This is a genomic window from Streptomyces sp. NPDC001941 (genome assembly GCF_040296945.1).
Taxonomy (GTDB): domain Bacteria; phylum Actinomycetota; class Actinomycetes; order Streptomycetales; family Streptomycetaceae; genus Streptomyces.
The window spans coordinates 35,825-49,656 of the sequence record NZ_JBEOYE010000038.1 but is presented as its reverse complement, the minus strand read 5'-3'; the positions used below and the strand labels follow the sequence as shown (position 1 = coordinate 49,656).

The 13,832-nt window shown below is 71.0% G+C and carries 12 protein-coding genes; 6 read left to right on the top strand and 6 right to left on the bottom strand.

Annotated elements, in window-relative coordinates:
• Positions 1-4: 4 nt before the first annotated feature.
• From ABT160_RS24410 to ABT160_RS24385, 6 genes are all read right to left on the bottom strand, one after another.
• Positions 5-1,414, bottom strand: coding sequence for a hypothetical protein (locus tag ABT160_RS24410; RefSeq protein WP_351649902.1), 1,410 nt, complete (start codon positions 1,412-1,414; stop codon positions 5-7).
• Between the two features lie 225 nt (positions 1,415-1,639).
• Positions 1,640-3,826 (bottom strand): hypothetical protein, encoded by a 2,187-nt coding sequence (locus tag ABT160_RS24405; protein WP_351649901.1) that lies wholly within the window; start codon positions 3,824-3,826, stop codon positions 1,640-1,642.
• A gap of 1,288 nt (positions 3,827-5,114) precedes the next feature.
• Positions 5,115-6,443 (bottom strand): NsdA family TPR-like regulatory protein, encoded by a 1,329-nt coding sequence (locus ABT160_RS24400; protein WP_502984292.1) that lies wholly within the window; start codon positions 6,441-6,443, stop codon positions 5,115-5,117.
• A gap of 269 nt (positions 6,444-6,712) precedes the next feature.
• Positions 6,713-7,039 carry a hypothetical protein gene (locus ABT160_RS24395; RefSeq protein WP_351649899.1) on the bottom strand — a complete coding sequence of 109 codons (327 nt, stop codon included), beginning with the start codon at positions 7,037-7,039 and terminating at the stop codon, positions 6,713-6,715.
• Positions 7,040-7,121: 82 nt separating this feature from the next.
• Positions 7,122-7,682, bottom strand: a complete 561-nt coding sequence (locus tag ABT160_RS24390) for a UTRA domain-containing protein (protein ID WP_351649898.1) — start codon at positions 7,680-7,682, stop codon at positions 7,122-7,124.
• Between the two features lie 83 nt (positions 7,683-7,765).
• Entirely contained in the window at positions 7,766-8,575 is an 810-nt protein-coding gene (locus tag ABT160_RS24385) for a GntR family transcriptional regulator (RefSeq protein WP_351649897.1), read from the bottom strand.
• Positions 8,576-9,073: 498 nt separating this feature from the next.
• On the opposite strand from ABT160_RS24385, the gene ABT160_RS24380 reads away from it, so the two are divergent.
• From ABT160_RS24380 to ABT160_RS24355, 6 genes are all read left to right on the top strand, one after another.
• Positions 9,074-9,919, top strand: coding sequence for a hypothetical protein (locus ABT160_RS24380; RefSeq protein ID WP_351649896.1), 846 nt, complete (start codon positions 9,074-9,076; stop codon positions 9,917-9,919).
• A 172-nt stretch (positions 9,920-10,091) separates the two neighbouring features.
• Positions 10,092-10,409, top strand: a complete 318-nt coding sequence (locus ABT160_RS24375; RefSeq protein WP_351649895.1) for a WhiB family transcriptional regulator — start codon at positions 10,092-10,094, stop codon at positions 10,407-10,409.
• Positions 10,410-10,438: 29 nt separating this feature from the next.
• Positions 10,439-10,591 carry a hypothetical protein gene (locus ABT160_RS24370; RefSeq protein ID WP_351649894.1) on the top strand — a complete coding sequence of 51 codons (153 nt, stop codon included), beginning with the start codon at positions 10,439-10,441 and terminating at the stop codon, positions 10,589-10,591.
• A gap of 152 nt (positions 10,592-10,743) precedes the next feature.
• Complete coding sequence (locus ABT160_RS24365) at positions 10,744-10,926, top strand: hypothetical protein (RefSeq protein WP_351649893.1); 183 nt, start codon at positions 10,744-10,746, stop codon at positions 10,924-10,926.
• A 120-nt stretch (positions 10,927-11,046) separates the two neighbouring features.
• Positions 11,047-11,418 (top strand): hypothetical protein, encoded by a 372-nt coding sequence (locus tag ABT160_RS24360; protein ID WP_351649891.1) that lies wholly within the window; start codon positions 11,047-11,049, stop codon positions 11,416-11,418.
• 145 nt (positions 11,419-11,563) lie between these two features.
• Positions 11,564-13,639: a DUF2637 domain-containing protein gene (locus tag ABT160_RS24355; RefSeq protein ID WP_351649890.1), complete on the top strand. Its 2,076-nt coding sequence runs from the start codon at positions 11,564-11,566 to the stop codon at positions 13,637-13,639.
• Positions 13,640-13,832: the final 193 nt, after the last annotated feature.

Here is a 13,832-nt window from a genome sequence, read left to right as displayed (position 1 = left end):
TAAACTAACGGTATTGGGTCTTGATCCAGTGCCGCCGCGCGATCTGCTTGTGCAGCTGCGGGCGCTGTTGCGGCCGCGCCACCGGTGTGCGGGGCGCGGTGGTCTGGGCCGGGGCCGGCTTGTCGAGGCGCGCGCGGGCCTTCCACCTAGCGATCTGGATCTCCTGGCGCGGCCGGAGAAGACGGCCGGCTTCGGCCGCTGCCTGAATCAGCTGCTGCACCTGGGGGCGCAGCTGGTATTCGGGCCGGTTCCGGGGGAGGCTGCGGAGGTCCTCCAGGAGAGCCTGTACGCACTCGGCCGCCGCCGAGGCGACCGAGGCGAGGTGGTCGGCGGCCGCGCCGACCACGCGGATCTCCTCCTCGGTTCGGTCGGGGACGGCGGTCATGTTGACGTGGGTGAGCAGCGTCCGAACACGTGGGGTGTGGCCTGCGGCAACAGCGGCGTCCAGGTCGGCGAGGAGGCTGCGGCGGACCTCGGCCTGCTGCTCCAGCCAGCGCCCGGCGTCCGCGACGGCGGCCGCCAGCTGTGCCTGCGTCTCCTCCTTGGCGCCGGTGACCTCGGCGATCTGGTCACACAGCCGGGTCACCACGACGACGGCCTCCACCTTGCGGGCATCGGCGAGCCCGCGCAGCAGAATCCGCGCCTGCAACTCGACGTCCAGAACCTGCTCCCGCAACTCGATGTCCGGGGCTTTGTATGCCCTGCCGGGAGTCCAGGCCGGGGCGGGCCTGCTGGTACGGGAGCGGATGATCTTCTCTACCGCCGGTGTCGACAGGCCGCGCTCGGTCATCGTGCACGTGTCCAGCGCGAACCACTCGGTGGGCCGTGCGAACGCCTCGGTGCCGATCTGTACCCGGCGGGCGGTGCCTTCGCTGTCCAGCCGGATCCGGTGCACGTACCAGCGGCGGATCAGGGTGTCCCGGTCGACCGGCACCGACAGCCCCAGCACCGGCTCGATACCGTCGTCGTCCCACACCGGCTCCACCGCCTGGTCCAGGTGCACGCGCAGCCGGCGGTGCCGGGAGGTGATGTCCACCAGCGAGCCGACCTGTGCCCCGTCCGGCTGGGCGAAGGCGATGTCAGCCTCCTCGCCCCGGCTGCGGAACCAGGCGGCGGCCGCGGACTTCACGTACAGGTGGTCGGCGCTGGAGATACCTCGGGCGCGGCGGCCGCAGATGTGGGGCTGGCAGTCCGGGCCGGGGTGATGGGCGAAGTGACAGACCCGGTCGGTGTAGAGCTTCGTGGTCAGCTGGGCTCCGCATCCACCGAGGAGCAGACCACACCAGAACGTGTCGCGCTGATGCCGGCGGCGGAAGGCGTCCAGCTCGATTGCCTCCAATGGCAGCAACAGCGGCTCCTCCGAGTCCGCGCTGCCCAGCACCGCCGTCTGGATCTGCCGCCGGTCACCCCTCATACCCCCACCCTTCGTCCCAACTCATGCTCCCACCACAGGTATTGGGTCAACAGCCGATCTCCGTGTTCACGCCGTCGTACGCAACGGCGGTGACCGCCGCACGACGGCCTGCGTCCCGGCCAGCCGAGCGGCACGCTCTGGCGGCTGCTGTTCTTCCGGCCCTGCTCGCTCGCGGCCCGCAGCGCGACCCGGGCCAGGCCGACACCGACACCTCCCCGCCGCTGCTCACGCCTGCCCCCAGGTGGTGTAGCCAAGGCCCAGGTGCCCCAGCCCGGACAGCCGCTGCGCCTGGTCGACCAGCCGGTTGCTGAACAGCCGCCGGGCCGAGGCCTCGCCGTAACGGTCGATGTGGGCGAACAGCACCTGGTGGTCCTTGAGCGCCCGCACCCGCCAGTCGCGTACCTCGTCGGGAGTCAGCTCCTCGAGGACCAGCTCCCGCTCCTCGTCGACGTCAGCGACCGCCGCGACCTTCGGGACGCGGGCGATGGCAGTCGGGCGGAGCGCGGACGGCCCGGCCGGGGCCACCGGCCCGGCCGGAACCTGATGCTGCGCGGCCGCGGCTTCGGCACGGGCCCGCGCAGCCTCCTCCCGCTGGGCACGGAGCTGCTCCCAACGGCGCTGCTTGGCCCACGCTTCGGCAGTGACGTCCTGGTGCAGCTGCACGGCGGTGGCCGCGCGGCGCTCCGCCGCCGAGGCCTCGGGCAGCGCCGCGTCGACCCGGGCGGCGACTGCTCTGCGCTGCGCGTGGCGGTGGGCCAGCTTGTCCTCGCAGCGCGGGCAGTCCTGCCCCGAGCCGATCAGGGTCCGCTCGTCGCACAGCGCGTCGCCGCACTCCTGCCGCTGCGGGAGCCCCACCGCGAGCAGCCAGCCCACCGGGTCCGTGATCGGCCCGCGCATCCGCAGCTGCTGCGAGAGCCGCCGGGCCAGCCGGTCGGCCAGCACCTGCTCCGCATCGACCTGGTGGCACAGGCCCGTCACCCGCACCAGCTCGCGGCGCGCCGCGTCCCGCACCAGGCGGCGGGCGCCCTGACGCTCCAGGCGCGCCCACACCAGGTCCACCGGAGCCAGGACGCCCCGCAGGTCCTCCGGGGGCAGGGGCACCCTCCCCTGCTGCTGCCTGCCCTGACCCACACCATCCACAACCCTCACCGGGCCAGCGGCCACCGGCCCGCAGCTGACCTCCAAGCCTCCGACGACCGGGGACTCCTGTGGCTGTTCCCCGCGGAGCGGGCCGCCGTCCTCGCGCACGCACGCGCGGTCCGGCAGACGGCGGTTCCCCCCACGGCCTTCGCCGGAAAAGCCACCATCAAGCTGCAGTGGAACGACGGGAGTAGCTACAGGAGCGTGAGAGGCGTGAAGGTGTGCTGCATCGGCGCGGTCTCCGGGCTCCGCCTCCAGGCCCTCCACAGCACCCTGGATCCCAGCAACCACAGGGGCCACGGCTGCAGCCGTAGCCTCATGATCTCCGGATGCAGTACCAGCGCGGTCTGAAAACACCAGGCTCGCGGCCTCCCGGGCCTCCCGGACAGCGATCCCGTTCGCCTTCGCGACCGGCAGTACCCGGACCCGGCTGCGCCCGTTCAGGCCCGACGCCGTCTCATCCCGGCCAACCCACAGCGCCCCCTCTGCCTGCAGCCGCGAGACCATCTTCGCCCCACCCGCCGGCGAGCAGCCCATCAGCCGGGCAGCCGTCGCCGCCGGGCGGCCGCGCTCGGTGTCCACGCTGCCCGAGCACAGCCGCAGCCAGCCCCGCGCGTTGCAGGACAGCACCATCAGCAGCAGCCCGAGCCGGTCCGTCGCCGCCCCACGCCCCGTACGCTGCGCGAGCATCCCCGCCGGAGTCACCCGGCCGTCCCCGTGGTGCCAGCCCGGCGCAAACAGGACCTCGATCAGCGCCAGGAGCAGGATCAGCTCCACCCGCGACAACGCCAGCACGTGCCCCCGGTCCTCACCGTGCTGCGCCCGGTACATCGGGATCACCCAGCACTCCAGACCCGTCACCCGACCCGTCTCGCTGACCGTCTCCCTAGACCCGACCACGCCCCGCACACGCAACTGCGGCAGGACATGGTGCGCGACCCGGGACGGCCGCAGCCCGAGCCACCTGCCGAGCTCCTTCGCGGTGATCGCCGTCCGGTAGTCCGCCGCCACCTTCGCTTTCGCCATCAGCACCACCGCAGCCAGACGCGCCGGATCACCCGCCCCGTCCAGGGCAGGGGCGGACACCAGGGCACGCACCGCGCCGAGCAGCCGGGTGCGCATCGTCTCCGTCAGCTGCAACGGGTTGCCCAGCTCCAGGGGCACGACCGGCCCGGCCTGCGCCGGGACCGAGCGCAGCCGACGACGGACAGCCCCGCCGCCGGCCGTACGAGGACGCGGGAACACGGCGGCCGGTGCCGCCACGGCGCTCATCGGCCCACCAGCCCGGCCAGAGCGGAACCCGCAGTACTGGTCGTGATCTTCTGCGTCAGCATGACGCCGGTGTACGCGCGAAAGCGGACACCCCTCTTGAAATGCGTTTTCGGCGCACACCCGGCGACCATGCACCGGTCAGCCTGTGGACGGAGGGCGGCCAGGCAGGACGGGCGCTCCGCCGAGCCCACCGGCGCGGGAGCCCACGGCCCCCGCGCACGAGGACGGCCGCCCTGGGCGGCCAGCGCCGCAAGGCCAGCGCGCGAGACCACCGCGAACCGGTACGACCTGCAGAGAACTGCAGAAAGGGAAACTTCATATAGGAAGCCGTGAAACGCGCCAAAACGGCAGGCCAGTCCCGTGGGATGGGGCACATCGAAGTTGCAGACCCGGTCATTCCGGGCGCGCTTCACATGACAAGGAACGGCAGTCTCGTGCACTATGGCGAGGACACCTCTCAAAAACACGGACGCACCACACCCCTCGCGGGGCGCGGACAACGGCCGGGTGGATGGGTGAGTGGCCCCCTCCGTGAGGAGCGGGCACCGATCGAAGATCCAGGGGCGAGTCCTTTCCTTGTGTAGGTCTTTCGTCTTTGCGTGATTCGAACGGATGTTCCAAAAGCCCTTGCCGGGGCCGATGGAACGGTGCAGAAGCCCTCGTCAAGGGGCTACTGCGGTGCGGTTACCGCTGCTGCGGTTACTGCGGTTGTAGTTGTGGTGACGCTCGGTCTTGCCGGACCGGGTGGAACGACCCGCTTGTCAGGCGGGGTAGAACAGCAGAAGACCAGCTCGATGAGCTGAGCCCAGATCCGGGTGAACCGGGGCCTGGGCGGCCGACCTGGACAGTGAGTCTGGTCGGTGAGACGGGCCGCGAGAGGCCGAGGCGGATTGTCAGTCCGCTTCTTGGCGCGCGGTCGATGGCCGTTAGGTCATCCCGACCCCCATCCAGGAGTCGGCGTCAGCATGCCCGCGGCGGGCCTCGATGGAGTGAACACGGTGAGGAAACGGCCAGGTTGCGCGTTTCGTGCCGCACGCGCGGGTACCCTGCATCCCGCGATCACCTCCCATTAGGTGCGTCGCCAACGGAGGCTGAGCCACCGTTCGAGAAGCCCCAGCAGACCAGGCCCGGTTGCTGGGGTTCTCGCGTTTATGGATCACTGCTGTGCACAGGGTAGCTGCACATGCTGACAAATTTGCGGGACGAATTTGCGCGATGTCCGAGACGCCCCAAAAAGCCATGCAGGGATGCCCGCCTGACGGGAAGTGGGAAAGTCCGACTCGTGGGTTCATTGGCCACCCCGCAGTTCACGGAGGTGGGTGACGAACTCCTGGGCCTGGGGGGCGTGTCCGTAGTGCGTCTGGAGGGCCTGCCCAAGGTCGGCGGCCACCATCGCGAGGCTGGGCAGCGACTTCCGCTCCCCCGCCAGGGCCCGCTCTCCGTAGGCGAGCGCGGTGTCCAGGTCCCCCTCGCGCGCGGCAACCACCCCGAGCGTCACGCGGGCCTCCGCGATCCGCATGGGCGACCGCTCCGTCCCGTCGAAGTCCGTACCCGCCCGAATGACCTCGGTGGCGAGTTGCCCCGCAAGGCGGTTCTCGCCCGACTTCCTGAGCGCGTCCATGCGGTAGAAGTCGTATTTCGCGGGGTCGACCACGAAATGGTTCTCGATGTTCTCGGGGTACGGCAGCAGCTCGAGGATCTGGCGACCCTTGTCGAGCGCGATCTCGGTCTGCGACCGGTCTCCCAACCGGGCCCACGCCTTCGCCTTTTGCGCGTACAACTGCGCGGCGACACTCTCGTTGGGCGCCACGGCGATACCGGCCTCCGCGGCCGCGATGACGCCGCGGTAGTCGCCCCGGGTCAGCGCGAACCACGCACGCATCTCGTGCGCCCAGCCCTGCACGCTGAGCTCCCCGGCCTCCTGACCGAGCATCAGCGCGGCCTGCCGGGTGGCCTCCGCGTCGCGGGGCCGGCCGGAGTCGTACTCGACACAGCCCACCAGGAGCGAGAGCTTCCCGGCGAGCGCGATGATCTCTCGGTGCTGAGCGAGGCTGACCCGCTGGTGCTGGAGACCGACAACCCGCGCGAGCCACGCCTTTCCCTCCAGGAGCAGTTGGTCGGCGGGCATGTAGGCGTACTCGCAGCACAGTCGGTCCGCCGTGATCCGCAGCGCGTCCAGCGTCGCGACGTCGACGTCCGACGCACGCAGCCGCGCGATGATGTCCACGGTGTCCATGCCGCTGACCTGGAGAATTTCAGCGCGTCCGTCACGGCGAGACTTCTCAGGGAAGAACGCCCCAGTGGTGGTCCCGAAGGTCTGGGCGATGGCGGCCCTGTACTTGAGCGGCTGAGCGTCCCCGGCTTCCCACCGCTTCCACTGCCGGACCAGGTCCTGTTCGCTCACGACCTGGTCCTCGGGGAGCCGGGCCATCAGTGCGCGCACTGCATCAGTCTGAGACCAGTCCCGCGCCGCGCGCTCTTCCACCATTCGGCGAGCCCAGTCAGGACGCTCGTCAACCATCGGCGTTCCCCTTCCCCGTACGGTCCAGCGGCGCAGCCTGCGCACCGCCGGGGTGATGCCCGCGGAGCGGAAGCCGGCCCTTCTGTGGCCGAGCATGGCACGGGCTGGTGATCGCGCGGAGGTGACAAGTGGCGGTGACATTCCAGATGTCACCAGCGGTCGTCACTTTGCGCAGCGTCTCAAGGGGCGCATGGTGTGTGCCGTTCATACGAGTCGATCCACGTTCCCGGGGGAGGCGAACGGCGTATGCCGAGTTCCGTCCGGCGTCGGCGAATTGAAGGAACACCGAGTGCAGCAGGTGATGCTCCATGGATCCTCCTTCGCTGCGGTCATGGGGATCTGAATCAGCGCATCTTCCCTGTGTTCTACGGTGCGATCTCCGAGGCAGCACGTCGGGCCTGGAGCACGTACGCGTATGCCGTCCCGAGGTGCCCGTACGTGCTGCTGTCGTCTCCCGCCAGGGCCGATGCTGCCGATTCGGCGGCGCGCTCCAACTGGCGAGCGACGGAGGCCGGGATGTCCGCAGTGGCGAAGTCCCGCAGCGCTCCCGCCACCTCGGTGAGGCCGACGCCCTTAGGAAGGCCGTTCGGCCCTTCGATGCCCGCGAGCGCGGGAATCCACCCCGTGTCCGTGTCCAGGGAGCTGCGGAGTTCTTCCATCAGCTCGGGGGCGGTGAGGCGCTGCTCGTTCATTCGAGGGTCCGTTTCCAGAAGTCCAGAGGGGCTGGCTGCGGCGGCACCCCGGCGAGACCGGGACGCCGCTCGCGGAGGTGCGTCAGGCGAGCGGAGCGGCGTAGCGCAACTTCCAGCCCTTCCCCAGTACGTGCTGGGTGACCTCGACTACGCGGCCATCAGCCGTCTCACCGATGTGGCTGATGGTCAGGACCTCAGCGCCCTCGGGCAGCCCGAGTCGGGTGGCCTCTTCCGAGGTCGCCTCGCGGAGCTCGATGTCCTCGGTGGCGGTGTCGCCCTGGTCGTACCCGGCTTCCTTCATCCGGCTGATGATGCCGCCGATGCCGGTGTCCTCCTGCTCGATGCCTGCGGCCTCTGCGACGTCGGCCGGGATGTACGTGGTGACGAGCTGGATGACGCGCTCACCGTCGAACATTTCGCGAGCCCGTACGACGACGTCGCCATCGACGCCCAGGAGCTCCGCGACATCCGCCGGCGCGGCGGCACGACTGACGGTTACCTCCGTGCGCGGGCTGCGGCCGGACCGGCGCAGCTCAGCGTCGAACGCTCCGCGAGCGCCGTTCTCTTCGCGCTGGCCGGTGGTGTACCGGGTCCGCGCGTCACGCAGGATCACGCCGTTGTCTTCGATTCGGTTGCTAGCCATGTGCTGAATGCTCCTTGCTGGTGTGGTGGTGGACGCTCGATCCGTCCTGGCGCTTGCGACGTCAGGACGGGAGTTCTTGCTACTCAGCCGCTCTCCGGCGAGTCGATGACCCACTCGTATGCGAGCTTCCATTTCGAGCGGGGTAGTACGTGGAGGCAGATCTCCACGATCCGGCCTTCGACGGTCAGTCCCTTGTGGGTGATCTCCAGGACTGCCTGTTCAGCGGGGATGCCGAGCGCTTTGGCCTCCTCCTTCGTAGGAGACCTGACTTCGATCTCCTCGCGCAGACGGACCTGCCGGAAGCCAGCCTCCGCCATTCGGGACTTGCTGCCGCCGATGCCGGTGTCGTATTCGGCAAGCACGGGGCAGGCATCCACGACGTCGGGCGGGAACCAGGACGTCGCCACCTGGACGACCTCCAATGCCTCAGCGTCGTCAGGAATGCCGACCGGCATGATGCGCTCGCGCTTCAACGTCTTCGCCCGGTGGTGCATCTCGAAGATGTCGGCGACCTTCTTCGGCGGGACGTCCCGACCGATCGTGACGATGGCGTCCTTGGGCTCGAGGCCCATGGCCCTCATCTCGGCTTCGAAGGCACCGACGGCGCCGCCGGCCTCACGCAGCGCGGGCAGGTACCGCCTGGTGCGGTCGGACATCATCTTCCCGATCACCAGGGACACGAACGTTCCCTTGCCGCGCCGAGAGAACACGAGCCCTTCGTCCTCCAGGAGCCCGTAGACCTCTCGGGCGGTCTGGTAGGCGATGTCGTGCTGCTTCTGGAGTTGAGGGACGCCGGGCAGGCGGGACCCCGGCGCGAGTACGCGCCGCTCGATCTTGTCCCGGATGTCGGCGGCGATCCGCTCGACCTTTCCGGGCTCCCTCTTCGTCACCATCCCCTGCCCTTTCGATCCCAACACGGCGAGCGTCTCTCGCTGCCGGTCCCGCACAGCATGGCATGTCTAGTTGTTTCCCGAAAGCCGGGCGCGACACGGGTCGTTTCCATGCGCGAGTGAACGCCTATGTGTCGGAGCAAAAGCGCAGCTCAGAGCGATCTTTGGAAGCTACTTAGCTAGACAGGTTGACGAGACCCCCGGCATGGGTCTCTAATCAAGGTGTTCCCGGCGCAGGGCGAGTAGCTGAGCGCGGGGAGCAGTGACCACTTGCACTACCGCAGCAGATCGCCACTTCGGTGGCCGGAGTCCAAAGCCCTAGCCACCTCGGTGGCCGGAGCCCGAGGCACCTCTAACTCCTCCGCCCATGGTCTGCGGCGAGTACCACCCGCAGCGCTGATGCGTTGTCCGTCCTCCAGGATCCGCCGGTTCGCCGTGCGGCCTGGAGGGCGGAGAGAGCACCTGCGACGCACCCCTGCCCCTCCGTACGAAGGAGCCCTCATGCTTACGCGAACCCGTGACCTCACCGCTCAGAAGCGTCCGCGCCGGGCCCGATCCCGCGCCATCAGCACCCTGCCGCCGTTAGTCGTCTCCAGCCTCAAGTCGCACGAGGTCGATCTCGCCTACTCCACGCTGGTCTGCCCCACCTGCCGCACCTGGGTGCCGATCAGCGCGCCGCAGAGTGCGCGGTCCAAATTGGTCCCCCACCACACGGAGAAGGCCGGCTCCGAGGACCCGGTCCGCTGCCCCGGCAGCCACCGCCTGGTCACCATCGACCTGACCGTCGACCAGTGGTTCCAGCGGCTGGAAGAGGGCCTGACCCAGACGAACGGACGACGCTCCACCCGCGTGATCCGCAAGCCGAAGACCGGTTCGACTCCCGCCGTCATGCAGATCGTCGGCGGCACCGTCGACGACAAGACGGCCCGCAAGCTGGACGAAGGCCACGTCCGCGGCTGCTCCACCTGCTCCATCACGGACGACAAGGGCACCGTCCTGCGCGCCGCCGACATCACCTCACGGTGCACGGACGGCCGCCGCCTCGCCCAGCTCGCTGCGCACACCAAGCGTCTCGCCCCCGCCCGCCGCAAGGCGCAGATGGACCGCGAGGACCTCAACGACCGTCGCGCGTGGGGCCTGCGCCTGCTGCACGAGCAGCAGTGGCAGAACATCTCCGGGCCGGTCGCCGACGCCGACCTCCGGCGCGTCCGCGACACCCTGGCCGCGCTGATCCAGACGCTCAACCCGCGCAAGGCCGACGCCCCGAAGCTCACCGCCTGGGAGCGCGCCGACCTGATGAGCGCGATCACTCTCCTGGCGACGCAGGAAGAGCAGCTCACCCGGTAGGACACTTCGACAAACGACCGCGGCCCCGGCCATTCCGAGTGATCGGGGAGGCCGGGGTCGCGGAGCTTGAGTACGGGCGGCCGACTGGCCGGCCCGCCACATATGTACGACAGCCCCGGGGTGGCCGCCCCGGGGCTGTCTCTCCATGTACGGACCTATCCAGGAGGCCCAAATGCGCGACTCCATCGTACGCACCACCTACTCCCCCGCCGCGAACCTGCCGGTCAACACCAACTGGCGTGACCGCGCGGCCTGCCGTGAGGAGGACCCCGAGCTGTTCTTCCCCATCGGCACGACCGGCCCGGCGGCGCTGCAGATCGCCGAGGCCAAGGCCGTCTGCCGTCGTCGGTGCCCGGTGATTACCGAGTGCCTGCGCTGGGCGCTGGACTCGGGCGAGGAGGCCGGGGTGTGGGGCGGCCTGGACGAGGTCGAGCGCCGCCGCCTCAAGCGCCGCAACTCCCGCCGCGCGTCCGGGGCCTCGGCGTCGTGAAAACGACCCGCACCCCATGCGTGCCCCGGATGCCGCGCGGGCCTGCCGACGGTGTCGAGGACGAAGCCGCGCTGCGGTCCCTGCACCTGCTGGTGCGGCATCTGACCGCTGACGGTGACCGGCGTGCTGCGGCCGCGGGCCGTCAGGCGCGGCGCACGTACCAGCAGATGACCGCGATCTGAGTCCGCCCGCCAGGCGGGACGCCGACCCGTTCGTTGGCCGGTCCTACGGCTCCAGCACAACACGGCGGCCCGCCCGGCGGGCGGCTGTCTTGCACGGTTTCTCGGCTCCGGCGTCGCCTGGAGCACGCTCCTTCTTACTTGAGGAGGCTCGTATGCCTGCCCTTCCCGTACACCGCGAGTCCTGGACCGCCGCTGACTACGACTCCCAGGAGGTGCTGATCCTCCTCGGTGTCATGGACGCCCCGGGCCGCGTGAACGCCGCCCGCCTGGCCGCCCCCGAGCCCGTCCCTGCTGGGGACGGCTGGCCGCGGCGGACTCTCGTCGACGAGGTCTGATCTGCCGACTGCCTGATCCGCCTCGTTCCGGCCGCGTGAAGTCGCGGGACGGGGCGGTGAGGGGAGCCGGACAGCCCGGACGCCCGGTCCCCGCCGGTGCACGCGATACGAGGAGAACCCGTGGCACAACAGCAGATCCACGCCGTCCAGCCGCAGACCCGTTACAACGAGGGCGACCTCGTCCTGTTCCGCGACGTCGAACGGTTCTGGCTCGGGCTTCCCGGCCACACGTTCGTCGGCCGAGTGGTGCGTGCCTGGCGCCACGTCGACACCGGCAAGGTCCTCTACGACCTGACCGAGCTGAGCAGCAACCGGGCCCGTGCCGGGATCGACCCCGATTACATGCGGCCGCTCCCGGCTGCCGACGCGATGCACGACATCGACACCGCGCCGCTGCGCGAGCCGGACACCGGGGCGATGACCCCGGCCGCAGTCGCCTGGCTGCGCCAGCACCTCGGGAAGGACAGCAGCGCGCTGCCCGCCCGGCCCTGACCACCTGTCCTGAGCAGACGGCCCTCCGGGGCCCCGGCATTTGAGCTGCCGGGGCCCCGGAGGGCCTGGTCACGACCCTACCGACCGACGCCGACCCGCGGTGCCCCTTTCGTACGGAGGCGCCACACGTAAGGGAGGACACCCCGTGGCCAAGACCGCCACCCGCCGTAGGCGGCAGCCTGCCCCGGCCGCGAAGCCCCGCGCCAACGGGCGCGCCGCGCTGGCCTCGATCCCCGCCCAGACCGCCGCCCTCGAGGAGACGGTGCCGCTGGTGCACCCGGAGGCCGACCCGGTCCTGGCCGACGCCGCCGACCGCGCAGCCGACCTCCGGGACCAGGCCGCCGCCGACGTCGCCCGCATCCTGGCCAACGGCAAGGCCCGCGCGACCGAGCTGCTGAACGACGCGCGCACCGAGGCGCGCACCGAGGCGGCCTCGATCACCGAGACCGCCTCGAGCGAGCAGTCCCGCCTCCTGGCCGTCGCCCAGGCCGACGCCGACCAGATCCGCACGGAAGCCGCGAGCACCGCGGCCGCCGCCGCCGACCAGGTCCGTGCCGATGCCGACGCGAAGGCCGAGCAGCTGCTCGCCGACGCCCGCCGCCAGGCCGACCAGGTCACCACCACGGCGGCCGCGCAGGCCGACGAGGTCCGCACCGAGGCCAAGCTGGCCGCGGCGAAGACCCTCGTCGACGCGGAGACGAAGCGCACTGAGCTGCTCGCGGCTGCGGAGCGCACCGCCACGGAGACCCGCACCCGTGCCGCCAGCGACGCCGAACAGGTGCTGGGGCGGGTGCGGGGCGAGGCCGACCGGATGCGCGAAAGCGCGGACGACCAGGCCGCGCAGGTTCGGACCGGGGCGGAGCGGATGGCCGTCGGCCTTCGTGCCGACGCCGACCGTGCCCTGGCCGACGCCCGCACCTCCGCTGAGGAGCTGCGGGCCGCCACGGACAGGGACGTCACCCGGCTGCGGGAACAGGCGGAGATGGACGCGGCGACGGCCCGGGAGGCAACGGCGAGGGCCACGGCCAACCAGACCGCCGCCGCGCAGGCCCTGGCCGAAGCCGAGCGGGTCCTCGAAGCGGCGACGCAGCGCACCGTGCAGCGGGCGCGGCGCCGGGAGATCCGGACCGAGTCGCGCGCCGCACGGCGCAGGGCCCGCGATGAGGCCCGGCCGGTCGGCGGGGTGCCGCCGCTGTCCGGGCAGGAGCTGGTCCTGGTCGTCGGGATCGTCCTGGCGGCCGCGGTCGTGTCCACCCTCGGGCTGCTGTCCTCCTACACCGCGCTGGAGACCAAGGCGGCCGGGTGGGGCTGGGAGTGGCCGTGGCTGCTGCCGGTCGGCATCGACGTCGCCATCCCGGCGTTCACCGGCGCCAACCTGGTCCTGATCCGGATGGGCATGGAGCTGCGCTGGATCCGCTGGGTGCCCCGCGCGCTGACGGCGGTGACCGTGTACCTGAACTGGCACGCCTCGGACTCTGCTTCCGGCCGCATCGGGCATGCCGCCCTCACGCTGCTGTGGGTGGTGTTCTCGGAGATCGCCTCGCACGTCTACGCGACGCGGATCGGCGCGGTCACCGGCAAGGTCCGGATGGAGACGGTACGGCGCTCGCGCTGGATTCTCGCCCCGATCCCGACCGCCCGGCTGCGCCGCCGGATGATCCTGTGGGAGATCACCTCCTACAAGGAGGCGCTCACTCGCCTCCAGGAGCAGACGTATCTGCGAGCGCAGCTCAAGGAGACGTACGGCTGGCCGTGGAGGTGGAAGGCTCCGCTGGAGCTGCGGATGGCGCTCAAGCTCGGTGAGGCGCCCGCCGCGCTCGCCGACACGCTCACCCCCGCAGACGTGCTCACCGTCGAGCGGGTGGAGGAGAGCGCCCGCGCTCACCCGGACATGAGCGCGCTCACCCCGGGCCAGACGCAGGGCGAGCGTGAGCGCCCGGCGCTCACCTCTGGCGCTCACGAGGGTGAGCGCGACATGGGGGACGACGACGCTCAGCGAGCGGACGGCGCGCTCACGCGCAGTGAGAGCGAAGCGCTCACCGAGCGCCGCCACGCTCGCATCCGTCTCCTCTACACCGAGCTCGGGCGCCGACCCGAGTGGACGGAGATCCGCGACGCGCTCACCGAGGCGGGCCTGGACGGTTCGACCGGAACCCCGGTCTCCCGGCCGACCGCCCAGCGGCTGCGCGCTCAGGTCGAAGAGGTCACCCCGAGCGCGTAGGCGAGCGCTCGGTGAGCGCGGTGCGCTCGCCCCCGGTGAGCGCCAACGCGCTCACCCTCTGGCAGAACCCCTGCCGCTCATGGTCGCCCCCGGTCCGCGCTCACGCTCGGGAGCGTGAGCGCGGACCGGTGACGGCCACGGCCGGCAGGCCGCCCGCCCGCGCCCGCCCCGAGCGGGGCGCGGACGAAAACGC

Excerpts from the sequence above, each read along its gene's own strand:
- ABT160_RS24390 (WP_351649898.1), bottom strand. The coding sequence starts at position 7,682 with ATGGCTAGCAACCGAATCGAAGACAACGGCGTGATCCTGCGTGACGCG.
- ABT160_RS24385 (WP_351649897.1), bottom strand. The coding sequence starts at position 8,575 with ATGGTGACGAAGAGGGAGCCCGGAAAGGTCGAGCGGATCGCCGCCGAC.
- ABT160_RS24410 (WP_351649902.1), bottom strand. The coding sequence starts at position 1,414 with ATGAGGGGTGACCGGCGGCAGATCCAGACGGCGGTGCTGGGCAGCGCG.
- ABT160_RS24405 (WP_351649901.1), bottom strand. The coding sequence starts at position 3,826 with ATGAGCGCCGTGGCGGCACCGGCCGCCGTGTTCCCGCGTCCTCGTACG.
- ABT160_RS24380 (WP_351649896.1), top strand. The coding sequence starts at position 9,074 with ATGCTTACGCGAACCCGTGACCTCACCGCTCAGAAGCGTCCGCGCCGG.
- ABT160_RS24400 (WP_502984292.1), bottom strand. The coding sequence starts at position 6,443 with ATGCTCGGCCACAGAAGGGCCGGCTTCCGCTCCGCGGGCATCACCCCG.
- ABT160_RS24365 (WP_351649893.1), top strand. The coding sequence starts at position 10,744 with ATGCCTGCCCTTCCCGTACACCGCGAGTCCTGGACCGCCGCTGACTAC.
- ABT160_RS24370 (WP_351649894.1), top strand. The coding sequence starts at position 10,439 with ATGCCGCGCGGGCCTGCCGACGGTGTCGAGGACGAAGCCGCGCTGCGG.
- ABT160_RS24375 (WP_351649895.1), top strand. The coding sequence starts at position 10,092 with ATGCGCGACTCCATCGTACGCACCACCTACTCCCCCGCCGCGAACCTG.
- ABT160_RS24395 (WP_351649899.1), bottom strand. The coding sequence starts at position 7,039 with ATGAACGAGCAGCGCCTCACCGCCCCCGAGCTGATGGAAGAACTCCGC.